Below are 24,324 nucleotides of genomic sequence, written 5' to 3'. Positions count from 1 at the left end.
ATTTGAATACTTAGTATGCGAATTCAATGGAGGTGTTTTTTTCATGTACCACTATTCGGGTTCGCTTCAGTAGTAAAGGGGTTTTTGTGTTTTGTAATCATAACTTGTTAGCCATTCTTTCTTGAAAACATAGTAAATCTTTTTAACAGCTTCACTATGGGGTTCCTTATTTTTGTGTATTTTTGGTGATATATCCATGAGGACACTCCAATCTTTATATAATTCCACGTACCGTATCGCTAGTAATTTTATAAATTGATACTTATATTATAGGTTTTTTATATATGTAAAATAAGGTTTGACCCTAAAAAATTTTCTCAACATTAAAAATCGCTTGTGGTTAAAGGAATTGTGTTAATATTTAAATAATATGTAGGTAGTATATAAAGAGAGGGTGACGGGCGATGGAAACAAGGGATTTCACAAATACAGGATATGCATTATTACAAGAATGGTATCTTGAAATGGTTTCGCAGCATACAGAAAAAACGATTGCCTTGAAACAAGTTATAGATGAAAAATTTAATAGTATGAAAGAATATGACGATCTTTTAGATTATTACACCTTATTTAATTGTCGTTTCCAAATGTTAATCGGTAACTTTGAACATGATCTAGGAAGTCTTTCACATCTTCAGGAGCAACCTGATTCAAGATTGCAATACTATTATCACTTTTTTAAATTCATCTATACAACAGAAATGGGACAGTATCCAAAAGCAGAACATCATTTGAGACTTGCAGAAGAATTACTACCAGTCCTTAATGACGAATTAGAAAATGCAGAGTTTCAATATAGAGTAGGCTTGTACCATTATTATTTATCACAACCCACTTTAGCGGTGAAACATACATCGAATGCCCTAGCATACTTCGAAAAAGATAAAGAGTTACATTCGTTTCATGCGAAGGTTGGAGCCTGTAAAAATACAATAGGGATGTCCCTTATTACACTTGATCAGCATGGTATGGCAGAAGAATATCTAATATCTGCCTTAAGTATACTAGAGGAGGAAAAGGAATCGAAAGCAGCCCTAACGGTTCGTTATAATTTAGGTGTTTTCTATTCGAATCAAAAGCTGTGGGAGATATCTCTACGACATTTAGAAGATGTATATGAAAAATTCAGTTCTCCTCGATTACCGTATCAGAAAAAAGGTATACATACCTTAGCGGAAGTTCACTATAATTTAGGGAATTATGAAAAGGCAAGAAACTTTATTGCTGAAGGGTTAGAAGACTGTACGGAAGAATATCACCACCGTTATAAAATATTGAATGCTTTAGTTGATAAGGCTGCTATCGAAGAATTAGAGGCTATTGTTTTGGAAGCTATTGTTTATTTTAAAGATCAAAATATTTCGAAAGAAATTCAAAGCTATTCTGAATTTTTAGCTAATGAGTGTTATAATATAGGAATGAAAGATAAGGCTTCAGATTACTATCGTATGAGTTATGAAGCTAAAATTTCAATAAAGGAAAAGGGGTATTTAAGATGAAAAAGATCAAGATTTTCGTTCTAAGTCTAGTAACTGTCGCTGTATTATCTGTTGGATTAAATAACCCTGAAATTCATCAAAATGCAACACAAAAATCACCTGTTGTACAATATATGACTGAACCAGGTGGAGGAATCTAGTATAAGGTTCATTACCCCATTTAAAAACCGAATAATTATGATTTATAACAAAAAGCCCATTTCGTAATGAAGTGCCCCCCGAAAACGGGACACCTATCAAAACACCTAAACCACTTGTTCCCTAAATTCTTTAGGGGATAGGTGGTTTAATTTTTCTTGAATTCGCACACAATTGTAGTAATGAATGTATTCTAGCACAATCTTTCGCACAGTTGTGTTGGATACTTTTGTTATCTTTTGTGAATAGAAAGCTTCACTTTTTAAATGACCAAAGAAGCTTTCCATGACGGCATTATCATGGCAATTTCCTCTCCGGGACATGCTGGTGATAATGCCGTTTTCTTTTGCTGTATAAATACTTCCTTGATCTGAGTGAAGAAGGACATCTTTTACTTTTCGCCCTCTCATTGCTTGTAATTTAATGATGACACAACTAATAATTTCACGATTAAAGGCATCCATAATCGTTGATAAATACATGGAAGTGTTTTTTTCATGCACCAATATTCGGGTTCACTTCCAAGTGTAGTGAGTTTTTTATTTTGATGAAAGAAAGTTTACTATATAATAGAGTAGAGTTTGAGGAAAGAATGACTTTGTTTGAAAGGTGTTGGACATACAGCTTGATTTACTTGTATGCAATGTTAAGACAACGCTCTATATTATTATTTTTATTAGTTGTTAACATATTAGGTACAATATACGGATTTATATGGTACGGAAATCAATTAAAAGAAACCTCACCTATATTTTGGCCGTTTGTACCCGATAGCCCGATGGCGAGTCTCTTTTTTGTCTTTGTTTTAATTGCTTTTTTAAGAAAGAGAAATTGGGGATTAATAGAGGCGCTAGCGATTGTTACTTTAATGAAATATGGTATATGGGCTGTTGTTGTAAATGCAATTATGATCTATGTAAAAGGTCCTATTGGTCTTATGGGGTATATGTTAATGCTTTCGCACTTTGCGATGGCAGTACAAGGATTGTTATATGCACCGTTTTACCGTATAAAAAAATGGCATTTTGCGGTAGCAGCTATATGGACAGTACATAATGATGCAATTGATTATTTATTTTGGCAAATGCCGAGATATGGAATTATGCATTTGTTTGTAGAAGAAATTGGTTACTTTACGTTTTGGCTAAGCATCGTCACACTATGTCTTACGTATTATTATTGCTTGCGTGAGAACCGAAAACAGTTTTCTTTATGATAGTTAGAACATGTAGGGGGAGAAAATGAAGAAAAATAAGAGTGGTACAAAAATATTGGATCGATTGATTACTATAGTTGTTTCATATAGTATAGCATTTTCTATATTTGCACTCGCAACAACGGTGGTTGTATACGGAAAATGGCTATATTATTTTGAAATTGATTTTTTAAACATTCCAGATTTAGCGGATATGACGAAGGATGATATTAAAAGAAATTATGATGTGCTTATTACATATTTATCGCCGTTTTATGATGGAGCATTGCAGTTGCCAACATTAGATATGTCTACAAATGGCCGTATTCATTTTGTAGATGTTAAAAATATTTTAGTAAAGATTCAATATGTAATGTATGCGACAATTATGATTGCAATAATAGGCGGGATTTATTTATTAAAAAAGAAAAATGAAAAGTTTTTACTGCACGGATCAATTTTAACAATTATTTTACCGATCGCGCTCATGTTACCGATCGCTATTAATTTTGAAAAGAGTTTTGTATTATTCCATAAGCTGTTATTCAGTAATGATTATTGGATGTTTGATATTGAAACGGATCCAATTATATTAATGTTACCAGAAGAATTCTTTATGCATGCTGCGTGTGCAATTTTATTATTTATTTTATGTGGCAGCATACTTTGTTACAGCTTGTATAGATATTTCGTAAAAAAGAAAAGGATTTCAAAGGAAAAATTCTCTGTTTAAAGAGAATTTTTTTGTTTGTAAAACGATAATATATTTTTCGGTCCAGTTCTGTTCTATTCTTGTCCCAATTAACATATTTTGTACTAGTAGTTATAGGGGGGACCGTGATGAAGAGAACATTAATTGGATTGATAGCATTTCTAATTATAATGTTTCCGTTACGTATATATGCTGAAGAGTGGAGTGAACTAACAGGGTTGTTAGACGACTCATTACAATTAGTGAAGCGTAATGAAGATGAAAAAGCAGTGCAAGTATTACAACATTTCTCGGAGCAGTTTGTCATAAAGGGGAATGAAAAGAAGCAAGAAGTAACGCCAGATCAAGTTAGAGTTATTTCTTTAGCTTACGACAAGGCGAAACAATCACTCGCGGAAACAGATTTAGGTAAACAAGTTAAAATTGATAATGTGTTAGCCCTACAGCTCGCTGTTGATGCGAAAGTGTCGAAATATCAACCACTTTGGATGGAAAGAGAAAAAAAAGTAATGGGTGCCTTTTCTCAAATGGAAAAAGCGATGAAAAAAGAAGATACGGGACAGTTTCAACAAACGTTAAACACATTTTTACATGAATTTAATATTATTTATCCAAGTTTAATGATTGCTTTGCCAGAAAACGAAGTGCAGCGTGTAAATGCCCATTTATCTTATTTGGATGAATTTCGTAACGTTATGTTAAAAACGAAAGGTGGGCAAATGCAATTAGGAATCATTAAAGGGGATTTGCAAAAAATATTTCACACAGTAAAAAAAGATGAAATTGCACCCTCTCTCATTTGGTTTATGACAATTACTGGAGGTCTTATTTTATTCACATTAACTTATGTTGGATGGAGAAAGTATAAAGGAGAGAGAGAAAAAAGAAAAAGTAATGTACACTCTAAAAATAGATAATGCAATAAATAAAGATATGGATTGTAAGGTTTATTCATTGACAATGATGTCAGAAGAAAATAGAATGAGAAGTACTATAATTAAAACTTCAATGGAGGTTCAAAGGTTCATGATGTTTTATTTAATTTACTTCGCGATCATAATGATCATACCGTTGTATGCACAGTCAAAAGTACGTAGTGCCTATAGCAAGTATTCACAAGTTTATTCAACATCAGGTATGACAGGAGCGGAAGTGGCTCGAAAGATTTTAGATGAAAATGGATTATACAACGTAGCTGTAGAAGAAACATCAGGTCATTTATCAGACCATTATGATCCAACTGCCAAAACAGTTCGATTATCAACAGATAACTATTACGGTCATTCAGTTGCTGGTACAGCAGTAGCAGCACACGAAGTAGGACACGCAATTCAAGATGCAAAAGATTATAACTTTATGCGTATTCGTCATTCGTTAGTGCCTGTGGCGAATTTTGGATCGAATATATCATGGGTATTTATTATGATTGGTATATTTGCGACAATGTCAAAACTATTGTTATTAGGAATTATTTTAATGGCAGCAGGTGTTGTGTTCCAACTCGTTACATTACCAGTTGAGTTTGATGCATCAAAGCGTGCAATGCAACAAATTGAAGCGTTAGGTATCGTATCAACAGATGAATATGGGCAAGCTCGTAAAGTATTAAATGCGGCAGCATTAACATATGTAGCGGCTGCAGCTGTAGCAGTATTTGAATTATTACGTCTCGTATTAATGTATACTGGTATGCAGCGTAGCGACGACTAAAGACTATCAATTTTGATAGTCTTTTTTGTTTTGTGGATTGAATTATATAATGTATTGCAAATAGAAATAATAGAAGTAATACGGAAAGGCGGTGGGGAAAATGAAATATCCAAGCCATTTAGTAAAACAAGTGAAAGAACAAAGTGCTCCTTATCAGCTAGAAGGTTTCTTAAGTGGACAAGGTCCTGAAAATCCGAAATTTATGTTGTTAGGAGAAGCGCCTGGTGAAACAGAAATTCATAATGGGATTCCGTTTAGCGGGAGGGCGGGAAAACAACTAATGGATTTTTTAGAGCGTATTCAAGTTAAAAGGGAAGAAGTATATATCACGAGCGCCGTTCGAAGTAGACCATATAAGTGGCGAGAGAAAAAAGAACGAAATGGTGAAATCATACAGAAAAAGTATAATAGAACGCCAAATCAAGGAGAAATACTTGCCCATGCCCCTTTGTTAGATTATGAATTAGAGAAAATAAACCCGAAGCTTATCGTCACGCTTGGAAATATCGGCCTTCAACGTTTAACGGGGAAAAATAAAAAAATTACAGATGTGCACGGACAATTATTAATACAGCCCATTCAAAAATTAAAGGATATGCAAAGTGCAGAGTTTACATGGTCAGAGAAAGAATATCATATTTTCCCGACTTTTCATCCTGCTTCCATTTTTTATAATAGGAGTTTATTGGAGTTTATTTATGAGGATTTAGAGAAACTTAAAAAATATGTAATAAAAAACTAGAAAAGCTCTCTAGCTTTTCTAGTTGCGTTTATGTATGTAAAGGATTTTTATTTTCATCTAACGTAAAACCTTCACCAACTACATCATGTACATCACTTACAGCAACAAAGGCATGAGGATCTACAGAAGTAATAATATTTTTTAATTTCACGATTTCATTTTTAGCAACAACGCAATATAATACGTTCCGTTCCACTTTTGTATACGATCCAACAGCTTTTAAAAAAGTAGCTCCGCGTTCCATCTCAGATAAAATTTTGGCAGCAATTTCATCGTTTTTATCTGAGATAATAGTTGCTCCTTTTGCCGCATAGGCTCCTTCTTGCATAAAATCAATGACTTTCGCCCCGATAAAAACAGCAACTAACGTATACATGCCCTCGCGGTATGATAAATAGGTAAGAATAGAGACGATAATGACGATAGCATCAAACATAAACATCGTTTTCCCCATACTCCAGCCAACATATTTATGAGCGAGTCTTGCGATAATATCTACACCGCCAGTAGTCCCGCCATATTTAAATATGATTCCAAGACCGACACCGATAAATGCCCCGGCGAATAAAGCCGCGAGTGTCATATCATTTTGTAAGTTTAAATGTAAGTTGAGAACGTCGTAACGTTGAAAAATCCATAGAAATAAAGATACGCTGAAGGTGCCGATTAGTGTATAGATAAATGTCGTTCTTCCAAGTAACTTCCAACCAATAAAAAATATAGGGATATTTAAAATTAAGTTTGAATAAGAAGGATCAAACTTAAATAGAAAATACAATAATAGTGTAATACCGGTAAATCCACCTTCCGCAAGGTGATTTTCAATATTGATATTCACAATACCGAAAGAAAAAATAGCGGAACCGATTAAAATGAAAATGATATTTCGAAACTTCAAATTTGATGTCATATAGAAATCCCCCTAATTATGTAGATTGCATTGCTCCGCTGAAACGGTAAAACATAATGATAAGTAATTTCTAGTTGTTAGTAAAAATAGTGAAGGCTACAAAACCGCAAAAGAAAGTTTCACTTTACCCCGTTCCAACGGCTGGTAGGAGATGAAGCTCTGAAGAAGGGCAAACCAGTCGTAGGAACCCGATTGGTTCTGGCTGATCTTTTGCAAAAATCGCAAAAGAAAGTTTCACTTTACCCCGCTCTAACGGCTGGTAGAGGATAAAGCAGTGAAGTGAGATCAAACCAGCCGTAAGAGCCCGATTGGTTCAACTAATCTTTTGCAAAAAACGCAAAAGAAAGTTTCACTTTATTATAGTCTATCCAAAAAAGGGGCGCAAATAGGTGTTTGGCGGGGAATAATATTTGTCAAATCGCGATGAATTGGCTAACATGAAAGAGGAAGGATTAGAGGTGAATTGTATGGAAGCAAAAACGATGAAGGATATGCAGAAAGAAGTAGATGCATATATTGGTCAGTTTAAAGAAGGTTATTTCAGTCCACTTGCAATGATGGCTCGTTTAACGGAAGAAATGGGGGAGCTTGCAAGAGAGGTAAATCATTATTATGGAGAGAAACCGAAGAAAACAACTGAAACAGAACGTAGTATTGAAGAAGAGCTTGGAGATGTATTATTTGTTATGATTTGTATGGCAAATAGTTTAAATATTGATTTAGAAACAGCACATAACATTGTAATGAATAAATTTAATACACGTGATAAAGATCGCTGGACACGTATTGATGAGGGAGAGAAAGAATAATGAAAGAAATTAAAGTAATTATCGCTGGACCAAGAGGGCGAATGGGGCATGAAGCAGTCCTTCTTATGGAAAGAACGGAACATTTTAATTTAGTAGCGGCAGTGGATTATAAGCATGGAGGAGAGAAAATCTCTGATTTACCGGGCATGCCTGCGCTAGATGCACCTATTTACGCCGATTTACATACTTGTTTAGAGGAAGTAGAAGCAGATGTGTTGTTAGATTTAACAACACCAGAAGTTGGGAAACAACACGTTACACTAGCAGTTGAGCGTGGACTTCGTTCTGTTATTGGTACAACTGGATTTACAGAAGAAGAACTAAAACAATTAACAGAGAATGCGAAAGAAAAAGCAGTAGGAACAATTATCGCTCCAAACTTTGCAATTGGTGCAGTTCTTATGATGAAATTCTCACAAATGGCAGCGAAGTATTTCCAAGATGTTGAAGTAATTGAATTGCATCATGATCAAAAGTTAGATGCACCATCTGGTACAGCAGTAAAAACAGTAGAATTAATTCGTCAAAACCGTGAATCAAAGCAGCAAGGTCATCCGAATGAAGTAGAACAACTAGAAGGTGCTCGTGGTGCAAATGTAGACGGCATTCACATTCATAGTGTACGTTTACCAGGACTTATTGCACACCAAGAAGTAATGTTTGGTGGAGATGGACAAATGTTAACGGTTCGTCATGATTCATTCAATCGTGCATCATTTATGTCGGGTGTAAAACTATCAATTGATACAGTAATGAATCTAGATCATCTTGTGTACGGTTTAGAAAATATTATCGACTAAAGGGGAGACAACGGATGAAAATTGCCTTAATCGCACATGACAAAAAGAAAGATGACATGGTTTCGTTTGCATACGCATATAAACCAATTTTTGAACAACATGAATTATTTGCAACAGGGACGACAGGACTTCGTATTATGGAGGCAACTGGTTTAGTTGTAACAAGATTTCAGTCGGGTCCTCTTGGTGGCGATCAAGAAATTGGTGCCATGATTGCAAAAAACGATATGGATATGGTGATTTTTTTCCGAGATCCACTAACTGCTCAGCCGCATGAACCAGATGTAAATGCATTGCTTCGTTTATGTGATGTATATGCGATTCCACTTGCAACGAATATGGCAAGTGCTGAAATGTTAATGCACGCATTAGAGCGAGGAGATTTAGATTACCGCAAGTTTAGAAAATGAGGGGAACAATTATGAGTGGATTACATATATTAGCGTTTGGTGCTCATGCCGATGATGTTGAAATCGGCATGGCTGGTACCATTGCTAAATATACGAAGCAAGGGTATGAAGTAGGTATTTGTGATTTAACAGAAGCTGACCTTTCTTCTAATGGAACGATAGAATTGAGAAAAGAAGAAGCAAAGGCGGCAGCTCGTATAATGGGAGTAAAAACGAGACTGAATTTAGCGATGCCAGACCGTGGTTTGTATATGAAAGAAGAGTATATACGTGAAATTGTAAAGGTGATTCGTACATATAAACCAAAACTAGTTTTTGCGCCGTATTATGAAGATCGTCATCCAGATCATGCAAATTGTGCAAAACTTGTGGAAGAAGCTATTTTTTCAGCGGGAATTCGTAAATATATGCCAGAGGTTTCGCCACATCGCGTGGAGTCTTTTTATTATTATATGATTAATGGTTTTCATAAACCGAATTTTTGTATAGATATAAGTGAGTACCTTTCTATAAAAGTGGAAGCATTAGAAGCGTATGAAAGTCAGTTTTTAACAGGTAGTGATGGTGTGAAAACGCCGTTAACAGAAGGTTACGTTGAAACTGTGGTCGCTCGAGAGAAAATGTTTGGAAAAGAAGTTGGAGTCTTATATGCCGAGGGATTTAAGAGTAAGAAACCGGTTTTATTACATGCTGATTTAGTAGGGGGATGTAAATGAAATTAAAAATAGGTATTACATGTTATCCTTCTGTAGGTGGTTCTGGAGTTGTTGGAACAGAATTAGGAAAGCAATTAGCGGAACGCGGGCATGAAATTCACTTTATTACATCGGGTTTACCATTCCGATTAAATAAAGTGTATCCAAACATTTATTTTCATGAAGTGACGGTAAGTCAATACTCTGTATTTCAATATCCACCATACGATTTAGCGTTAGCGAGTAAAATGGCAGAGGTTGCACAAAGAGAGAACCTAGATATTTTACATGTGCATTACGCAATACCACATGCCATTTGTGCTTATTTAGCAAAACAAATGATTGGGGAGCGTATTAAAATTGTTACAACCTTGCATGGAACAGATATTACTGTGTTAGGTTCCGACCCTTCGCTAAATAATTTAATTCGTTTCGGTATTGAGCAATCTGATGTTGTGACGGCTGTCTCGCATTCATTGATTAGCGAAACGCATGAGCTTGTAAAACCAAATAAAAACATTCAAACGGTATATAACTTTATAGACGAGCGTGTATATTTCAAGCGTGATATGTCTCAATTAAAGAAAGAATACGGTATAAGTGAGAGTGAAAAGATACTCATTCACATTTCAAATTTCCGTAAAGTGAAACGCGTGCAAGATGTTGTTCAGGCATTTGCTAAAGTTGTTACAGAAGTAGATGCGAAGTTGCTTCTTGTTGGAGATGGACCAGAATTTTGCACGATTTTACAGCTAGTGAAAAATTTACATATTGAAGATCGCGTCTTATTCTTAGGGAAGCAAGATAATGTTGCAGAGCTACTTGCAATGAGTGATTTAATGTTGCTTCTATCAGAGAAGGAGAGTTTTGGTCTTGTTTTATTAGAAGCGATGGCGTGTGGTGTGCCTTGTATCGGAACAAGGGTTGGAGGTATTCCAGAAGTCATTCAACATGGTGAAACAGGATATTTATGTGAAGTTGGCAATCCAGCAGGAGTGGCAAATCAAGCCATTCAGCTATTAAAGGATGAAGAACTTCACCGTAATATGGGAGAGCGAGCAAGAGCAAGTGTTTACGAGCAGTTCCGCTCTGAAAAAATCGTCTCACAATATGAAACGATTTACTATGATGTACTAAGGGATGACAAAAATGGAAAGATTTAAAAAAGCTAGTTCTATTATTGAGACTTTAAAGCAAAAAGGACATGAGGCCTACTTTGTCGGCGGAAGCGTACGAGATCTTATTATCGATAGGCCGATTGGAGATATTGATATTGCGACATCTGCTTTACCAGAAGAAGTGATGGCTATATTTCCAAGACATGTTCCTGTTGGTCTTGAGCATGGAACTGTAATTGTGGTAGAAAATGGTGAACCTTATGAGGTAACCACTTTTCGAACAGAGAGCGAATATGAAGATTTTCGAAGACCTAGTAGTGTTCAATTTGTTCGTTCATTAGAAGAGGATTTAAAACGTCGTGATTTCACAATGAATGCAATTGCGATGACAGAAGAAGGCGAAATGGTTGATTTATTTGCTGGACAACAAGCGATTCAAAAGAGAGAAATTGTGACAGTTGGCAATGCTGCGGATCGTTTTCAAGAAGACGCCCTGCGAATGATGCGTGGTATTCGTTTCGTAAGTACGTTAGGTTTTTCTTTAGAAATGAAAACGAAACAAGCAATTGAAACATATGGACATTTGCTAGAACATATTGCAATTGAGCGAATTACAGTCGAGTTTGAGAAACTGTTAACTGGTACATATTGCGTGAAGGGCTTGCAAGAATTAGTAGAAACGAAGCTATTTTCTCATCTACCGTATTTACAAATGTCAGAAGAGAGATTGTTAAAAGCTACGCAGTATAACTGGGATTCTTTTGAAACGGACATTGAGGCATGGGCATTTTTCTTATATTGTATTGGAGAAGAGCATCCATCTGTCTTTTTACGTCAATGGAAGTTTTCGAATAAAAAAATAAAAGATATCGTTGCAGTTTTATTAACAATCCGTACGAGAAAGGAGAAGGATTGGGATACAGTTCTTCTTTATAAAACGGGAATTCATATCGCTGAAATGGCAGAAAGAGTATATGAAGCGATGATTGAAAGCTATGATCATACATCTGTTAAACGAATACAAACGTTGTTTGAAGCATTGCCAATCAAGAGTCGCCAAGAAATGAATGTGACTGGGAATGATTTATTAAACTGGGCAAATAAAAAGCCCGGTCCGTGGGTGGCTAAAATGATTCAAAAAATTGAGGAAGCAATCGTACAAGGAAACGTAGTTAATGAGAAAGAGTGTATAAGGGAGTGGCTGCAAGAATGCAATCTACTATAAGAAAGCAGTTATTGCAAGTTTTTTCGGAAGCGGATGGCGCGTTTGTATCTGGCCAAACGATTAGTGATAAACTTGGTTGTTCAAGAACCGCTGTGTGGAAACATATGGAGGACCTTCGGAATGAGGGATATGAACTTGAAGCTGTGCGTCGATTAGGTTATCGCATTGCGGGGAAGCCAGACAAAGTGACTGCTAATGAAATTCAGTTAGGGTTACAAACGAAACATATTGGTAGAACGGTATATTTTGAAGAAACTGTTGAATCCACGCAGCATATTGCAGCAAAACTTGCTTATGAAGGTGCAGAAGAAGGAACGATTGTTGTTGCAGAAGAACAAACATCAGGCAGAGGTCGTTTAAGCAGGAAATGGTATTCACCAAAAGGAACAGGAATTTGGATGAGTATTATTTTACGTCCATCAATCCCGGTTCATCATGCACCACAACTTACTTTGTTAGCGGCTGTTAGCGTTGCACAAGCAATTGAAAAGTGCATGGGTGTAAATGTAGGAATAAAATGGCCAAATGATATTTTAATTCAAGGTAAAAAGGCTGTAGGTATATTAACAGAAATGCAGGCGGATCCTGATAAAATTAATGCTGTCATTATGGGTATTGGTATTAATGCGAATCAAAAGCAAGAACATTTTGATGAGGAAATTCAGCATATTGCTACTTCTTTAGCGATTGAATCTGGTAAGCCAATTGTTCGTGCAGAGCTTATGCAACAAATCTTTTTACAACTAGAAAAATTATATGAAGAGTATTTACAAAATGGTTTCTCTGTTATTAAAATTCTTTGGGAAAGTTACGCTGTGAGCATCGGGAAAGAAATTACCGCTCGAACGATGAGAGAGACAATTATAGGGGTAGCAAAAGGAATTACAGAGGATGGTGTATTACTTCTAGAGGATCATGAAGGGAAAGTACATCACATTCATTCCGCGGATATCGAAATTAAGTAAAAGAAGTTCCTATTTGGAACTTCTTTTTTATTTACATACTTTTGAGCTTACAATACGGTAATAAATTTTTTAGTATCTAATTTTCATTTTAAACTATCGTCTGTTTGCCCTTACTTGTTATTTGACGATTACTTTTCCCTCCATTCCTTTAAGGAGATGGTACCGACATATTAGCTCATATGTACCAGTATTTTTAGGGGTTACAGTAATATTTTTTTCTTTTCCTGACTCGACTACGACGTCAATGCCAAGTTTTTTTACTGTAAAGGTGTGTTCATTCTTACCTTTGTTTTTTAATAACAATGTTGTTGACTCTTCAATTGGAATCGTGATGACGTTTGGATGAAAGTAATCATCATTCAGTTCGACCTCAATTACTTTCGTTGAATCGATAGGTTGTGTTACGACGTTAACTGAGGCAAATGCATGGAAGGAGCTAAAAGTTATCATCCCTACAATCATCAGAAGCAGACCGGTAAATGGAAATAACCATTTGTTCATAAACATTCGCAATTCTCCTTTTGTAAGTACTTTTCTCAATTAACCTGCATCATTAGTTCACGAGTTATACAATGCATGTAAACAAAGCTATTTATCCTTTCTATGGGTGCGTTAGTTATGAAAATTTCACATACCGTAATAGGAATAAAAAATTATTTTTTCAAAAAAATATAGTAATTCCTTTTTGGAGTTTGCTATAATTAGTTCGAATGTGGGCAGTATCAGAGCGAACTGCACCATGATTCGAAGCAATACGAAAAATAATAACTTGGATTCTGCCTTGATCCAATAACGGACTGGGACAGAGGGATGAATAATGCCGACTAACACACAACCCTTCTGCCCTTTTATGGCCAGAGGGGTTTTTTATATGATTTCGGCCATCTCCTCTCTCCTGTATAAAGGAGGAGTAGTTTTTGAAAACAAAAACAGATTTTTTGAAGATGAAAGAGCAAGGTGAGCCGATTACGATGCTAACGGCGTATGATTATCCATCTGCTAAGTTAGCAGAAGAAGCTGAAGTTGATATGATTCTAGTTGGAGATTCCCTTGGGATGGTTGTGCTCGGCTACGATTCAACAGTACCTGTAACAGTAGAGGATATGATTCATCATACGAAAGCTGTACGCCGAGGAGCGAAAGAGACGTTTATTGTAACTGATATGCCATTTATGTCGTATCATGTGTCGCCTCAAGATACGATGGTGAATGCACGCCGCATTGTTCAAGAGAGTGGTGCTCATGCACTGAAGGTAGAAGGTGCAGGGGAAGTGGTCTCAACTATTCATTACTTGACGAATGCGGGAATTCCTGTCGTGGCACACTTAGGCTTAACTCCTCAATCTGTAGGAGTACTAGGTGGGTATAAAGTACAAGGAAAAGATGCTGAAAGTGCAAAAAAATTAATAGAAGATGCGAAGAGATGTGAGGAAGCTGGTGCGATAGCGCTTGTGTTAGAATGTGTGCCAATGCAGTTAGCGGAATTAATTTCGAAGCAACTAACAATTCCGACGATTGGAATTGGAGCAGGGAAAAAAGTAGATGGGCAAGTACTTGTCTATCATGATCTTATCTCATACGGCGTAAATCGTGTTCCGAAATTTGTGAAGCAATATACGTCTGTTCAAGAGGAGATTGTGCGAGGGATTTCACAATACGTTACTGAAGTAAAGACAGGACAATTTCCAGAAGAAAAACATTCGTTCACAATGAAAGAGGAAGAATGCTTATCGTTATACGGAGGAAAACAATAATGAAAATCGTAACTACAGTGCAAGAGATGCAGCAAATTACAAACGAACTTCGTATAAGTGGAAAAAGTGTTGGTTTTGTTCCAACGATGGGTTATTTACATGAAGGTCATGCGACTTTATTACGTAAGGCAAGAGCAGAAAATGAAATTGTAGTTTTAAGCGTGTTTGTCAATCCACTACAGTTTGGGCCGAATGAAGATTTAGATCGATACCCTCGTGATATTGATAGAGATGAAAATGTAGCAAAAGAAAACGGTGTAGATTATTTATTTTATCCGAGCGTAGAAGAAATGTATCCAGCAGAACAAACGACAACAGTAGCAGTTGTGAAGCGTACCGATGTATTATGTGGCAAACAAAGACCTGGTCATTTCGCTGGAGTTGCGACTGTACTAATGAAACTATTTAATATTACATTGCCAACGCGTGCTTATTTTGGTATGAAAGATGCACAGCAAGTTGCTGTCATTGAAGGATTTGTCGCTGATTTTAATATTCCGGTTACGATCGTACCAGTGGATATTGTAAGGGAAGTAGATGGATTAGCGAAAAGTTCTCGTAACGTGTATTTATCACAAGAAGAGCGTGAAGAGGCTCCTCATTTATACCGCAGTCTATGTAAAGCGAAAGAAAGAATTGAAGCAGGCGAACGTAATGCAGAAATCATTACAACTCTTGTGAAAGAGTATATTGAGACGTATACGAAAGGCACTGTAGATTATGCTGATTTATATGCCTATCCTTCACTACAAGTAATAGATAAAATTGAAGGACGAATGATTTTAGCAATTGCAGTTAAATTTGAGAATGTACGATTAATTGACAATATAACATTAACGGTTAAATAAGGGGGAGCATCTATGTTTCGCACAATGATGAGAGCGAAGTTACATCGCGCTACGGTAACAGAAGCAAATTTAAATTATGTAGGTAGTATTACAATTGATGAAGATTTAATGGATGCAGTAAATATTGTAGAAAATGAAAAAGTACAAATTGTAAATAACAATAATGGTGCGCGCTTAGAGACATATGTTATTAAAGGAGAACGCGGTAGCGGTGTTGTTTGTTTAAATGGTGCAGCTGCAAGGCTTGTACAGCCAGGGGATAAAGTTATTATTATTTGCTACGGTTTAGTGGCAGAAGAAAATATTCATAACCAAGAGCCGAAAATTGCAGTATTAGACGATGATAATCAAATTATCCAAATGTTAGGCGCTGAAAAAGCGGGTACGATATTATAAGTAAGAAGGCTATCTCTATTATGATATGATCCCCTTATAGTAGACAGAAAAAAGAAAGCACATTAATCTGTTTACTATGGAGGGGATTTTTCTATGGGTAAAATTCGAGTAACTTATGATATGGAATTCAAGAAGAAAGCAGTAGATTTATATATAAAAGAAGGAATGGGCTATAAAACTGTTGCCAAGGAATTAGGAATTGATCACTCGGTCGTAAGGCGTTGGGTGAAATACTTTGAAGCCGAAGGAATCAAAGGGCTAGAAGAAAAACGTGGTAAAGCGAAAGGATCCGGTTTAGGCAGACCAAGAACGAAGCCAGAAGATCCAGAAGCAAAGATAAAACGATTAGAAGCGGAAAATGAAATGCTAAAAAAGCTCTTAAAGATGTAAAAGGAGGAATGGAAGCTGTATCCAAAACGAAAAAATTTGAAATTATCCATGAGATGATAAACACAGGGCACACGGTTATCATGTTATGCGAGATTGCTGGTGTAACCAGAGGTGGATATTACAAATGGGTAAAGCGGTATTCAGCACCTTCTGAAAAACAATTGGAGGATGCTGAAATCAAGAAAAAGATTGTAACGTGCTATAAAAAACTGAAAGGAATTTATGGCTACAGAAGAATACAAGTTTGGTTGAAAATCACCTATAATCTTCATATTAATCATAAACGAGTACAGAGACTTATGAAGGAATTAGGTATCAGATCCGTTATTAGGAGAAAACGTCCTTATTACGGAAAGAAAGAAGCCTATGTGATTTCAGATAACCATCTAAACAGAGATTTTCAAGCTTCCAAACCGAATGAGAAATGGGTAACAGACATTACTTACTTAATTTTCAATGGACAGAGACTATATTTATCCGCGATTAAAGATCTATACAATCATGAAATTGTCGCCTATGAAATCAGCCGTAGAAACGACTTGAAGCTTGTGTTAGATACCCTGAAAAAGGCAAGAAAAAAACGAAATGCAAAAGGAATTCTTTTACACAGTGATCAAGGGTTTCAATATACATCTCGACAATATAACCAATTACTAAAAAAATATCAAATGAAGGCAAGCATGTCACGAAAGGGAAATTGTTGGGACAATGCTTGTATAGAAAACTTCTTTAGTCATTTCAAGTCAGAGTGTTTCCATTTATACTCTTTCCGTAAGGCTGATGAGGTGAAAGTTGCCGTGCGCAAATATATGTACTTTTATAATTATCAAAGATTTCAAAAGAAATTAAATAACCTGAGTCCATATAAATATAGAACTCAGGTTGCTTAATTGTGCTTTTTAAAGACTGTCTACTTGACAGGGGTCACTTCATTACGGAGATAGCTTTTTTGTGCATCTTTTCATTAAGATGAGATAAAACGTGGTATAGTAACATTATATAATTTTGTGTTTGATAGGTAAGAAATTGAGGTGTTACATATATGAGTAAACGTTATGTCGTTGTGGATTTAGAGACGACAGGGAACTCCTGGAAGGACGGGAAGGATAAAATTACCCAAATCGCAGCTGTTGTAGTGGAAGATGGAGAGATACTAGAGATTTTTTCATCTTTTATTAATCCGAAGAGAGAGATTCCGCCATTTATTACAGAATTAACAGGGATTGATGAGAGTATGGTTAAGCAAGCCCCGTTATTTCAAGATGTAGCCCCGATGGTTGTTGAGCTATTGCAAGGTGCAGCTTTCGTTGCACATAACGTTCACTTTGATTGGAATTTTTTAACGGAAGAATTAAGGTGGGCTGGATATACAGAAGTACATTGTCCGAAAGTTGATACAGTTGAGTTGGCGCAAATTCTTTTGCCGACGGCTGATAGTTATAAATTACGTGATTTAGCTAAACAACATGAATTAGAGCACGATCAACCGCATCGTGCGGATAGTGATGCTCTTGCAACAGCGGAATTATTTTTACAATTTTTAAATGAAATTGAAAAGTTACCACTTGTCACCTTGCAATCGCTCTATGAATTGAGCGATGTTTTTCAAAGTGATATAGCGGATGTACTTTCTGAAAATATTTTAAAGAAAATGATGCATGGTAGAAAAGCGGCAGAGGGGTATGAAGTGTATCGAAATATTGCGCTTCGAAAACGGAATTATGCTTTAAATCTCAGTGAAACATGTTCATCTAAATTTGATGCTTTCTTGCATAAGGCAATCGATAACCTGGAATTGAATATGCCAAAGTTTGAAAAAAGAGAAAGCCAACAGATTATGATGAAGGAAATATATACAGCACTAAGAGATTCTAGGTTTTCACTAATTGAAGCAGGAACAGGAACAGGGAAGACTCTTGCATATTTACTTCCAAGTATTTATTTTGCAACGAAAAAAGAAGAACCTGTCATCATAAGTACCCAAACAGTACAACTGCAACAACAAATATTAGAAAAAGAAATTCCATTACTACAGAAAATAATGCCATTTTCATTTGAAGTAGCTCTTTTGAAAGGAAGAAAGCATTATCTTTGTCTACATAAATTTGAATATGCTTTGCAAGAGGAAGAGAAAAATTATGATATGGCGCTCACAAAGGCAAAAATTTTAGTGTGGTTATTGCAAACAGAAACTGGCGATCGTGATGAATTAAATATTCCTGAGGGCGGAAAGTTACTTTGGAACCGCATTTGTAGTGATGTACATAGTCCAGGCGGGATGCAAAGCAACTGGTATAGCCGTTGTTTTTATCAACGAGCAAAGAATAAAGCATTATTTGCAGATATCGTTATTACAAATCATGCGTTATTATTTCAAGATTTTTCAAGTGAAGAACCACTATTTGCTTCATGTGAACATATTATTTTTGATGAAGCTCATCATATCGAGGAAGCGGCGAGTAGAACATTAGGTGAACAGTTCTCCTGTATGTATTTTCAATTAGTTTTATCTCGTCTTGGTACGCTAGAAACAGATGATGTACTTTCTAAAGTATATAAAATGATGAAAAAATCAGAGCAAGCCTCTCGTTCGACTTTCCGTATGGTGAGTCATAGTTTGAAGGAATTGAAATTTGATGCGGATGAGCTATTCCAAATGTTACGTGCTTTCATCTTTAAACAAACAAAGCAGGAACAAGGGATAAGCAATATGCCACTCATTTATCGATATAACACGGAAGTAGAGAAAGGTAAGTTATGGGATAGCATTACCGAGTTAACAAATCGTTTTGTATACGATGTAAGAAAATTATTGACTACACTTGAGAAGCAAGTTGATATATTGCAAAGTAAATTAGAATGGGAGATGCATGTTGTTACAGGTGAATTTATGCATTTAATTGAGTTGTTGAGAAAGATGGAACAATCTTTACAATTACTCATTTTAGAAAAAAATTCATACGTGACATGGATGGAGACTGAAACGAAGGGAACAATTCATTCAACCGTTTTATATGCACAGCCTGTTCATATTGGTGAAAGGCTTGCGGATGAATTTTTAACACAGAAAAAGAGTGTTATTTTCACATCAGCAACGTTAACAGTAAACGATTCATTTGACTATATAAAAGAGGAGCTAGGTTTACATGATTTTGCTCCCAGTACATTACAGGTTCCATCACCATTCCGTTTTGAAGAACAGATGAAATTAATGGTTTCAACAGATGTGCCTTTTATTAAGCAAGCAAGTAATGAAGAATATATTGAATCTGTGTCGGCACATATTGCAAAAATAGCGAAAGCTACAAAAGGTAGAATGCTTGTTTTATTCACTTCGTATGAAATGTTGAAAGAAGCGTATACGAATTTGAAAAATGATGAAGAATTAGAGGGGTATTTATTATTAACGCAAAGTGTAAATAATAAGAGCCGAAGTCGTCTCATTCGTAAATTTCAAGAGTTCGACAAATCGATTTTGTTAGGAACAAGTAGTTTTTGGGAAGGGATAGATATACCTGGAGATGCCCTTAGTTGTCTTGTTATTGTACGGCTTCCCTTTACGCCTCCTCATCAACCGATGATGGAAGCAAAAGGAGAGTGTTTAAAAAATCAAGGAGAGGACGTATTCGCTAAGTTAGCACTCCCGCAAGCAATCTTGCGTTTCAAACAAGGATTTGGTCGTCTGATTAGAACAAGTACAGATACCGGAACAGTATTTGTATTAGACCGTCGTTTGATAAGCACTTCTTATGGAAAACGTTTTTTACAATCAATCCCAACTGTTCCGCTTTATGAAGGCCCTCTAGAAGAATTATTAGAACAATTAAAGGCATGGCCAAATAAATAAAATTGGAAGAAAAATACGCCTGAAGTACATTTAAGCTTCAGGCGTAAAAAATGTGGGTAGGAGGAATTTTATTTTTCTTACTTCTTGTATACAAAATGTATTGGTTTTCGACTTGAAACCTTTTTTTGCAGTACATGTCCTGCTATAATAGATGGGTGATGAAGCAGGGGTTGTAAAGAATGTACTCTTATTGTAACCGTATTGCGTTCTTCTATAATTAGAAATTTTTGTGTAACGGAGGAGTTTTTTCATGGATAAGAAAATCGAAGTCCTATCAACGACGCGTATTAAATATTCGTCTGACTTGTATAAAATTGTTGATAGTTTGAATCGTACGTTAAAAGAACAGGACCTCATGTTCGGATTAGCATTAGACGAAAAAGATAAAGAAATAGCTGTATTTACGATTTACAGAACGTAGTGATACAATGAAAAAGTGGATCTTTGCAATCGTTATCGTAATCGTTGCTAGCGGAATATATGGGGCGTATGTTTACAATAAAGCAATGGAAAAGAAAATCCATAAAGAGGCAAAATCTGTAGAAATTGCAAAAGAAAAGGCAAAGCTTACAAAAGTAAAATCTGTTGATTATTATAATGGAAATTCTTCATATACAGTCGTACAAGGTGTAGACGAAAAAGGAGAACAAATTATTGTTTGGGTGCCTAATAAAAAAGGGAATGTCCTTGTGAAGAAAAAGAGTGAAGGTATTCCTGAAAAAGAAGCTTTGCAAAAGTTGGCTGAACAAGCTACAGGAAAAGGTGATGAGCCAAAGCCAAAGCCAAAAGAAATTATAAAAGTAAAATTAGGTGCTCAAAACGATATTCCGTTGTGGGAAATTACATATATTGATCAGGAAGATCGTTATACGTATTATTATTTAGAGTTTCAAAATGGGGCTTATGCTGGTCACTACAGCATTGAAAAATAGATGTAGGGGGAACTACAAATGAAATTAGCAAAGCGAGTAGCTGCTTTAACACCATCTGCAACTTTAGAAATTACAGCAAAGGCACAAGCATTAAAAGCAGAAGGTCATGATGTAATTGGATTAGGGGCAGGAGAACCTGACTTTAATACGCCAGAACATATTATGGATGCTGCACATAAAGCGATGTTAGAAGGACATACGAAGTATACACCAACAGGTGGATTACAAGCGTTAAAACAAGAAATTGTGAAGAAGTTTACACGTGATCAAGGAATTGCGTATGATCCATCTGAAATTATTGTATGTAACGGTGCAAAGCATGCATTATATACATTATTCCAAGTGTTACTTGATGAAGGAGATGAAGTTATCATCCCAACTCCTTATTGGGTAAGTTATCCTGAGCAAGTAAAGCTTGCTGGAGGTAAGCCAGTTTACGTAGAAGGCCTGGAAGACAATGAGTACAAAATTACAGCGAAGCAGCTGCGTGAGGCAATTACAGAGAAAACGAAAGCAGTTATTATTAATTCACCGAGCAATCCAACAGGAATGATTTATAGCAAAGAGGAATTACAACAGCTTGGAGAAGTATGTTTAGAACACGATATTTTAATCGTTTCAGATGAAATTTATGAAAAATTAATTTATGGTGGAGCAGAATATACTTCGATTGCCCAGCTTTCTAATGCATTAAAAGAACAAACACTTATTATTAATGGTGTATCTAAATCTCATTCTATGACAGGATGGCGTATTGGATATGCAGCAGGAAATAAGCAGCTTATTAAAGCGATGACGAACTTAGCGAGTCATAGTACGTCAAACCCTACTTCAATCGCTCAATACGGCGCAATTGCAGCATATGCAGGCTCACAAGAACCTGTAGAAACAATGCGTCAAGCATTTGAAGAAAGATTAAACATTATTTATGATAAATTAATTCAAATCCCTGGCTTTACTTGCATTAAACCACAAGGTGCATTTTACTTATTCCCTAATGTAAAAGAAGCTGTAGCTTTATCAGGATACGAAACTGTGGATGATTGGGCAAAAGCTCTATTAGAAGAGGAAAAAGTGGCTCTTGTACCAGGTACAGGATTTGGTGCTCCAAATAACGTTCGTTTATCATATGCGACATCTCTTGAACAAGTAGAGAAAGCATTAGAACGCATTCATACGTTTATGAAAAGTAAAGTGCAAGCTTAATTGTATATTTTATTAACGCAATACAAAAAAACCTTCCTACATAATAGGAAGGTTTTTTTGACGAATTGTGGCAAAAAGAAATAGCGAAAGGTGTGTTATACTAGAGAGCGAGGTGTTTGGTGATGAAAAAGAAAATGATGTTACAGTGGTTTGAGCAGGGAAGCATTGCAATTCCAAAATTACTTATGATGCATTATAAAAAATTAGGGTTAAATGAAATGGAATTTATGGTTGTACTTCATGTACACACATTTTTAGAATCGGGCAATTCGTTTCCGACTCCGTCAGAGATTTCAGAACGGATGACGATTACTGAAATGAAATGTATGGAAGTAATTCAGACATTGATTCAAAAAGGTTTTTTATCACTAGAAGGTGGACAAAAATCAGAAGCGATGATGTGTGAAAGTTATTCTTTACAACCGCTATGGGAAAAAATATTGCATTTCTTAATGAATGAATCAATAGAGGAAGAACAAAAAGAAATAAAACAACTGCAAGTAAATTTATATACAGTATTTGAAAAAGAATTTGGAAGACCACTTTCTCCGTTTGAATGTGAAACGTTGAGTATGTGGGAAGATCAAGATCAACATCATCCGAATTTAATTCAAGCGGCCCTCAGGGAAGCTGTAATGAGCGGTAAGCTTAATTTCCGATATATTGATCGTATTTTATTTGAGTGGAAAAAGAATGGTATTAAAACAGTAGATCAAGCCCAAAATCAAGGACGGAAATTTAGAGCAAATCAACAAAGAACGCAGCAAACGACAAAACAAGAGACGAAATTTACTGGGAAAGTGCCTTTTTATAATTGGTTGGAGCAGTAATGTAGGAGGAAGTATATGTTAAATAAAACGCAAATTCGCTATTGTTTAGACACAATGGCGGATATGTATCCAGAAGCACATTGTGAATTAATTCATGATAATCCATTTGAATTAGTAATCGCGGTGGCGTTATCTGCACAATGTACAGATGCACTTGTAAATAAAGTGACGAAAAATTTATTTCAAAAATATAAAACACCAGAAGATTATTTAAGCGTGTCTTTAGAAGAATTACAACAAGATATACGTTCCATTGGATTGTTTAGAAATAAGGCGAAAAATATTCAAAAATTGTGCCAGATGTTGCTAGATGATTATAACGGGAAAGTTCCAGAAGACCGTGACGAGCTGACGAAATTACCAGGAGTAGGAAGAAAGACAGCGAATGTAGTTGTTTCGGTTGCATTTGGAATTCCAGCGATTGCTGTTGATACGCATGTAGAGAGAGTGAGTAAACGGTTAGCGATTTGTAGGTGGAAAGATTCGGTGTTAGAAGTAGAAAAGGCATTAATGAAGAAAGTTCCGATGGATGAATGGGGCGTTACACATCATCGTATGATTTTCTTTGGGCGTTACCACTGTAAAGCACAGCGACCACAATGTGAAGAGTGCCGATTACTAGAAGTGTGTCGTGAAGGAAAGAAGCGAATGAAGGGGAAATAAAGGATGGAGCGAGTTATAGAAATACCGAAAGAATTTCGGTGCTTACCATTTTTTACAGAAAGCGTAACTTCGATTACGTATCATACAGATCAGTCTTTTGAAGAAATAATACAAAATACTTACTTTATATTTGATATTGAAAGACAATATGAGCCGTGGAATGAAATTGAAAATAGTATTCCTGTACTGTTGAATGTATGGAAAAGTAAGCATGAAGACATTGCTACACTATTTCGAAACAGAAATAAGCAAGAAGCTGAAGGTCCAATAATTCTTTTTGCGGCACATTTGTTATCGATTGTATATTGGCTAAATGAGCAACCTGTTCATAGTTTGAATGAAATGGAAGCTTATACGAGTAAATTGGAAGTACAACCAGTTAATTTTATGGAGCGATATTCGTTCATTATAAAGAAACCGAATAATTATCATTCCTATATTCAGTTAGCGCAGTTGTATATTGAAATAGAAAAGCTATATGTTAAGAAAATGATAACAAAAAAGAAGTCCTTTTCTCGTTAAGAGAAAGG

Annotated in this window: 28 protein-coding genes and 1 pseudogene; 26 read left to right on the top strand and 3 right to left on the bottom strand. The window is 35.8% G+C overall.

Going from position 1 to position 24,324, the window contains the following annotated elements; genetic code table 11:
* Positions 1 to 404: 404 nt before the first annotated feature.
* On the top strand, positions 405 to 1,499 hold the full coding sequence (locus ACUN0F_RS25900) for a response regulator aspartate phosphatase (protein ID WP_445540413.1): 1,095 nt from the start codon (positions 405 to 407) through the stop codon (positions 1,497 to 1,499).
* Complete coding sequence (locus ACUN0F_RS25895) at positions 1,496 to 1,639, top strand: Phr family secreted Rap phosphatase inhibitor (protein WP_138322241.1); 144 nt, start codon at positions 1,496 to 1,498, stop codon at positions 1,637 to 1,639. Before ACUN0F_RS25900 ends, ACUN0F_RS25895 begins: the two co-directional genes overlap by 4 nt.
* A 105-nt stretch (positions 1,640 to 1,744) precedes the next feature.
* Here ACUN0F_RS25895 and ACUN0F_RS25890 read toward each other — a convergent pair.
* Positions 1,745 to 2,122 (bottom strand): annotated as a pseudogene (locus ACUN0F_RS25890) (IS3 family transposase); the annotation flags it as partial.
* A 140-nt stretch (positions 2,123 to 2,262) separates the two neighbouring features.
* On the opposite strand from ACUN0F_RS25890, the gene ACUN0F_RS25885 reads away from it, so the two are divergent.
* The 5 genes from ACUN0F_RS25885 (at position 2,263) to ACUN0F_RS25865 (ending at position 5,996) form a co-directional block, all read left to right on the top strand.
* Positions 2,263 to 2,853 carry a DUF1405 domain-containing protein gene (locus ACUN0F_RS25885; protein ID WP_445540412.1) on the top strand — a complete coding sequence of 197 codons (591 nt, stop codon included), beginning with the start codon at positions 2,263 to 2,265 and terminating at the stop codon, positions 2,851 to 2,853.
* A 25-nt stretch (positions 2,854 to 2,878) separates the two neighbouring features.
* Positions 2,879 to 3,565 (top strand): lipoprotein intramolecular transacylase Lit, encoded by a 687-nt coding sequence (gene lit, locus ACUN0F_RS25880; RefSeq protein WP_264462454.1) that lies wholly within the window; start codon positions 2,879 to 2,881, stop codon positions 3,563 to 3,565.
* 107 nt (positions 3,566 to 3,672) lie between these two features.
* Positions 3,673 to 4,461, top strand: coding sequence for a sporulation protein YpjB (gene ypjB, locus ACUN0F_RS25875; RefSeq protein ID WP_000831596.1), 789 nt, complete (start codon positions 3,673 to 3,675; stop codon positions 4,459 to 4,461).
* A 109-nt stretch (positions 4,462 to 4,570) separates the two neighbouring features.
* A complete protein-coding gene (locus ACUN0F_RS25870; protein ID WP_445540411.1) occupies positions 4,571 to 5,254 on the top strand; it encodes a zinc metallopeptidase in 684 nt (227 codons plus the stop codon).
* A gap of 100 nt (positions 5,255 to 5,354) precedes the next feature.
* Positions 5,355 to 5,996, top strand: a complete 642-nt coding sequence (locus tag ACUN0F_RS25865) for a uracil-DNA glycosylase (RefSeq protein ID WP_046955218.1) — start codon at positions 5,355 to 5,357, stop codon at positions 5,994 to 5,996.
* A gap of 28 nt (positions 5,997 to 6,024) precedes the next feature.
* Here the strand turns inward: ACUN0F_RS25865 and ACUN0F_RS25860 are convergent, their stop codons facing one another.
* A complete protein-coding gene (locus ACUN0F_RS25860) occupies positions 6,025 to 6,906 on the bottom strand; it encodes a YitT family protein (RefSeq protein WP_264462456.1) in 882 nt (293 codons plus the stop codon).
* Positions 6,907 to 7,373: 467 nt separating this feature from the next.
* On the opposite strand from ACUN0F_RS25860, the gene ACUN0F_RS25855 reads away from it, so the two are divergent.
* Genes ACUN0F_RS25855 through ACUN0F_RS25825 form a run of 7 tightly spaced genes read left to right on the top strand, consistent with a single transcriptional unit; the run spans position 7,374 to position 12,928 of the window.
* Positions 7,374 to 7,715, top strand: a complete 342-nt coding sequence (locus ACUN0F_RS25855) for a nucleotide pyrophosphohydrolase (RefSeq protein WP_001992677.1) — start codon at positions 7,374 to 7,376, stop codon at positions 7,713 to 7,715.
* Positions 7,715 to 8,515 carry a dihydrodipicolinate reductase gene (gene dapB / locus ACUN0F_RS25850; protein WP_000658799.1) on the top strand — a complete coding sequence of 267 codons (801 nt, stop codon included), beginning with the start codon at positions 7,715 to 7,717 and terminating at the stop codon, positions 8,513 to 8,515. Before ACUN0F_RS25855 ends, dapB begins: the two co-directional genes overlap by 1 nt.
* 14 nt (positions 8,516 to 8,529) lie before the next feature.
* On the top strand, positions 8,530 to 8,925 hold the full coding sequence (gene mgsA, locus ACUN0F_RS25845; protein WP_046955216.1) for a methylglyoxal synthase: 396 nt from the start codon (positions 8,530 to 8,532) through the stop codon (positions 8,923 to 8,925).
* An 11-nt stretch (positions 8,926 to 8,936) separates the two neighbouring features.
* Positions 8,937 to 9,641 (top strand): bacillithiol biosynthesis deacetylase BshB1, encoded by a 705-nt coding sequence (gene bshB1, locus ACUN0F_RS25840; protein ID WP_000015668.1) that lies wholly within the window; start codon positions 8,937 to 8,939, stop codon positions 9,639 to 9,641.
* A complete protein-coding gene (gene bshA, locus ACUN0F_RS25835; protein WP_046955215.1) occupies positions 9,638 to 10,783 on the top strand; it encodes an N-acetyl-alpha-D-glucosaminyl L-malate synthase BshA in 1,146 nt (381 codons plus the stop codon). Before bshB1 ends, bshA begins: the two co-directional genes overlap by 4 nt.
* Positions 10,770 to 11,963, top strand: a complete 1,194-nt coding sequence (locus ACUN0F_RS25830) for a CCA tRNA nucleotidyltransferase (RefSeq protein ID WP_264462457.1) — start codon at positions 10,770 to 10,772, stop codon at positions 11,961 to 11,963. The genes bshA and ACUN0F_RS25830 overlap by 14 nt, the downstream gene beginning before the upstream one ends.
* Positions 11,948 to 12,928 (top strand): biotin--[acetyl-CoA-carboxylase] ligase, encoded by a 981-nt coding sequence (locus ACUN0F_RS25825; RefSeq protein WP_060489622.1) that lies wholly within the window; start codon positions 11,948 to 11,950, stop codon positions 12,926 to 12,928. The genes ACUN0F_RS25830 and ACUN0F_RS25825 overlap by 16 nt, the downstream gene beginning before the upstream one ends.
* Before the next feature lie 117 nt (positions 12,929 to 13,045).
* Here ACUN0F_RS25825 and ACUN0F_RS25820 read toward each other — a convergent pair whose 3' ends face one another.
* On the bottom strand, positions 13,046 to 13,435 hold the full coding sequence (locus ACUN0F_RS25820; protein WP_141475007.1) for a cupredoxin domain-containing protein: 390 nt from the start codon (positions 13,433 to 13,435) through the stop codon (positions 13,046 to 13,048).
* A 410-nt stretch (positions 13,436 to 13,845) separates the two neighbouring features.
* On the opposite strand from ACUN0F_RS25820, the gene panB reads away from it, so the two are divergent.
* The 12 genes from panB (at position 13,846) to ACUN0F_RS25760 (ending at position 24,316) form a co-directional block, all read left to right on the top strand.
* A complete protein-coding gene (gene panB / locus ACUN0F_RS25815; RefSeq protein WP_445540410.1) occupies positions 13,846 to 14,682 on the top strand; it encodes a 3-methyl-2-oxobutanoate hydroxymethyltransferase in 837 nt (278 codons plus the stop codon).
* The gene (panC, locus tag ACUN0F_RS25810) at positions 14,682 to 15,530 is read left to right on the top strand and encodes a pantoate--beta-alanine ligase (protein ID WP_445540409.1); all 849 of its coding nucleotides are present in this window, start codon (positions 14,682 to 14,684) and stop codon (positions 15,528 to 15,530) included. The genes panB and panC overlap by 1 nt, the downstream gene beginning before the upstream one ends.
* 12 nt (positions 15,531 to 15,542) lie before the next feature.
* On the top strand, positions 15,543 to 15,926 hold the full coding sequence (panD, locus tag ACUN0F_RS25805) for an aspartate 1-decarboxylase (RefSeq protein WP_000490178.1): 384 nt from the start codon (positions 15,543 to 15,545) through the stop codon (positions 15,924 to 15,926).
* Positions 15,927 to 16,019: 93 nt separating this feature from the next.
* Positions 16,020 to 16,316 (top strand): transposase, encoded by a 297-nt coding sequence (locus ACUN0F_RS25800; protein WP_445539080.1) that lies wholly within the window; start codon positions 16,020 to 16,022, stop codon positions 16,314 to 16,316.
* Positions 16,317 to 16,324: 8 nt separating this feature from the next.
* Positions 16,325 to 17,206, top strand: a complete 882-nt coding sequence (locus ACUN0F_RS25795) for an IS3 family transposase (RefSeq protein ID WP_445539081.1) — start codon at positions 16,325 to 16,327, stop codon at positions 17,204 to 17,206.
* 152 nt (positions 17,207 to 17,358) lie between these two features.
* On the top strand, positions 17,359 to 20,163 hold the full coding sequence (dinG, locus tag ACUN0F_RS25790; RefSeq protein ID WP_445540408.1) for an ATP-dependent DNA helicase DinG: 2,805 nt from the start codon (positions 17,359 to 17,361) through the stop codon (positions 20,161 to 20,163).
* A 250-nt stretch (positions 20,164 to 20,413) separates the two neighbouring features.
* Positions 20,414 to 20,584, top strand: coding sequence for a YpmA family protein (locus tag ACUN0F_RS25785; RefSeq protein WP_000358351.1), 171 nt, complete (start codon positions 20,414 to 20,416; stop codon positions 20,582 to 20,584).
* A gap of 7 nt (positions 20,585 to 20,591) precedes the next feature.
* The gene (locus tag ACUN0F_RS25780) at positions 20,592 to 21,095 is read left to right on the top strand and encodes a cell wall elongation regulator TseB-like domain-containing protein (protein ID WP_046955209.1); all 504 of its coding nucleotides are present in this window, start codon (positions 20,592 to 20,594) and stop codon (positions 21,093 to 21,095) included.
* Positions 21,096 to 21,113: 18 nt separating this feature from the next.
* Positions 21,114 to 22,301 (top strand): aspartate transaminase AspB, encoded by a 1,188-nt coding sequence (gene aspB, locus ACUN0F_RS25775; RefSeq protein WP_000761545.1) that lies wholly within the window; start codon positions 21,114 to 21,116, stop codon positions 22,299 to 22,301.
* A gap of 122 nt (positions 22,302 to 22,423) precedes the next feature.
* Entirely contained in the window at positions 22,424 to 23,131 is a 708-nt protein-coding gene (gene dnaD / locus ACUN0F_RS25770; RefSeq protein WP_000728535.1) for a DNA replication protein DnaD, read from the top strand.
* Between the two features lie 15 nt (positions 23,132 to 23,146).
* Positions 23,147 to 23,794: an endonuclease III gene (gene nth, locus ACUN0F_RS25765; protein WP_000933018.1), complete on the top strand. Its 648-nt coding sequence runs from the start codon at positions 23,147 to 23,149 to the stop codon at positions 23,792 to 23,794.
* A gap of 3 nt (positions 23,795 to 23,797) precedes the next feature.
* Positions 23,798 to 24,316 (top strand): YpoC family protein, encoded by a 519-nt coding sequence (locus ACUN0F_RS25760; protein ID WP_264462462.1) that lies wholly within the window; start codon positions 23,798 to 23,800, stop codon positions 24,314 to 24,316.
* Positions 24,317 to 24,324: the final 8 nt, after the last annotated feature.

Source organism: Bacillus sp. 1A, from assembly GCF_052682215.1.
Note: the sequence above shows the minus strand (reverse complement) of the source record. Positions and strands in the feature narration are given on the sequence as shown.

Excerpts from the sequence above, each read along its gene's own strand:
- ACUN0F_RS25900 (WP_445540413.1), top strand. The coding sequence starts at position 405 with ATGGAAACAAGGGATTTCACAAATACAGGATATGCATTATTACAAGAA.
- ACUN0F_RS25895 (WP_138322241.1), top strand. The coding sequence starts at position 1,496 with ATGAAAAAGATCAAGATTTTCGTTCTAAGTCTAGTAACTGTCGCTGTA.
- lit (WP_264462454.1), top strand. The coding sequence starts at position 2,879 with ATGAAGAAAAATAAGAGTGGTACAAAAATATTGGATCGATTGATTACT.
- ypjB (WP_000831596.1), top strand. The coding sequence starts at position 3,673 with ATGAAGAGAACATTAATTGGATTGATAGCATTTCTAATTATAATGTTT.
- ACUN0F_RS25870 (WP_445540411.1), top strand. The coding sequence starts at position 4,571 with ATGATGTTTTATTTAATTTACTTCGCGATCATAATGATCATACCGTTG.
- ACUN0F_RS25865 (WP_046955218.1), top strand. The coding sequence starts at position 5,355 with ATGAAATATCCAAGCCATTTAGTAAAACAAGTGAAAGAACAAAGTGCT.
- ACUN0F_RS25860 (WP_264462456.1), bottom strand. The coding sequence starts at position 6,906 with ATGACATCAAATTTGAAGTTTCGAAATATCATTTTCATTTTAATCGGT.
- ACUN0F_RS25855 (WP_001992677.1), top strand. The coding sequence starts at position 7,374 with ATGGAAGCAAAAACGATGAAGGATATGCAGAAAGAAGTAGATGCATAT.
- dapB (WP_000658799.1), top strand. The coding sequence starts at position 7,715 with ATGAAAGAAATTAAAGTAATTATCGCTGGACCAAGAGGGCGAATGGGG.
- mgsA (WP_046955216.1), top strand. The coding sequence starts at position 8,530 with ATGAAAATTGCCTTAATCGCACATGACAAAAAGAAAGATGACATGGTT.
- bshB1 (WP_000015668.1), top strand. The coding sequence starts at position 8,937 with ATGAGTGGATTACATATATTAGCGTTTGGTGCTCATGCCGATGATGTT.
- bshA (WP_046955215.1), top strand. The coding sequence starts at position 9,638 with ATGAAATTAAAAATAGGTATTACATGTTATCCTTCTGTAGGTGGTTCT.
- ACUN0F_RS25830 (WP_264462457.1), top strand. The coding sequence starts at position 10,770 with ATGGAAAGATTTAAAAAAGCTAGTTCTATTATTGAGACTTTAAAGCAA.
- ACUN0F_RS25825 (WP_060489622.1), top strand. The coding sequence starts at position 11,948 with ATGCAATCTACTATAAGAAAGCAGTTATTGCAAGTTTTTTCGGAAGCG.
- ACUN0F_RS25820 (WP_141475007.1), bottom strand. The coding sequence starts at position 13,435 with ATGTTTATGAACAAATGGTTATTTCCATTTACCGGTCTGCTTCTGATG.
- panC (WP_445540409.1), top strand. The coding sequence starts at position 14,682 with ATGAAAATCGTAACTACAGTGCAAGAGATGCAGCAAATTACAAACGAA.
- panD (WP_000490178.1), top strand. The coding sequence starts at position 15,543 with ATGTTTCGCACAATGATGAGAGCGAAGTTACATCGCGCTACGGTAACA.
- ACUN0F_RS25800 (WP_445539080.1), top strand. The coding sequence starts at position 16,020 with ATGGGTAAAATTCGAGTAACTTATGATATGGAATTCAAGAAGAAAGCA.
- ACUN0F_RS25795 (WP_445539081.1), top strand. The coding sequence starts at position 16,325 with ATGGAAGCTGTATCCAAAACGAAAAAATTTGAAATTATCCATGAGATG.
- dinG (WP_445540408.1), top strand. The coding sequence starts at position 17,359 with ATGAGTAAACGTTATGTCGTTGTGGATTTAGAGACGACAGGGAACTCC.
- ACUN0F_RS25785 (WP_000358351.1), top strand. The coding sequence starts at position 20,414 with ATGGATAAGAAAATCGAAGTCCTATCAACGACGCGTATTAAATATTCG.
- ACUN0F_RS25780 (WP_046955209.1), top strand. The coding sequence starts at position 20,592 with ATGAAAAAGTGGATCTTTGCAATCGTTATCGTAATCGTTGCTAGCGGA.
- aspB (WP_000761545.1), top strand. The coding sequence starts at position 21,114 with ATGAAATTAGCAAAGCGAGTAGCTGCTTTAACACCATCTGCAACTTTA.
- dnaD (WP_000728535.1), top strand. The coding sequence starts at position 22,424 with ATGAAAAAGAAAATGATGTTACAGTGGTTTGAGCAGGGAAGCATTGCA.
- nth (WP_000933018.1), top strand. The coding sequence starts at position 23,147 with ATGTTAAATAAAACGCAAATTCGCTATTGTTTAGACACAATGGCGGAT.
- ACUN0F_RS25760 (WP_264462462.1), top strand. The coding sequence starts at position 23,798 with ATGGAGCGAGTTATAGAAATACCGAAAGAATTTCGGTGCTTACCATTT.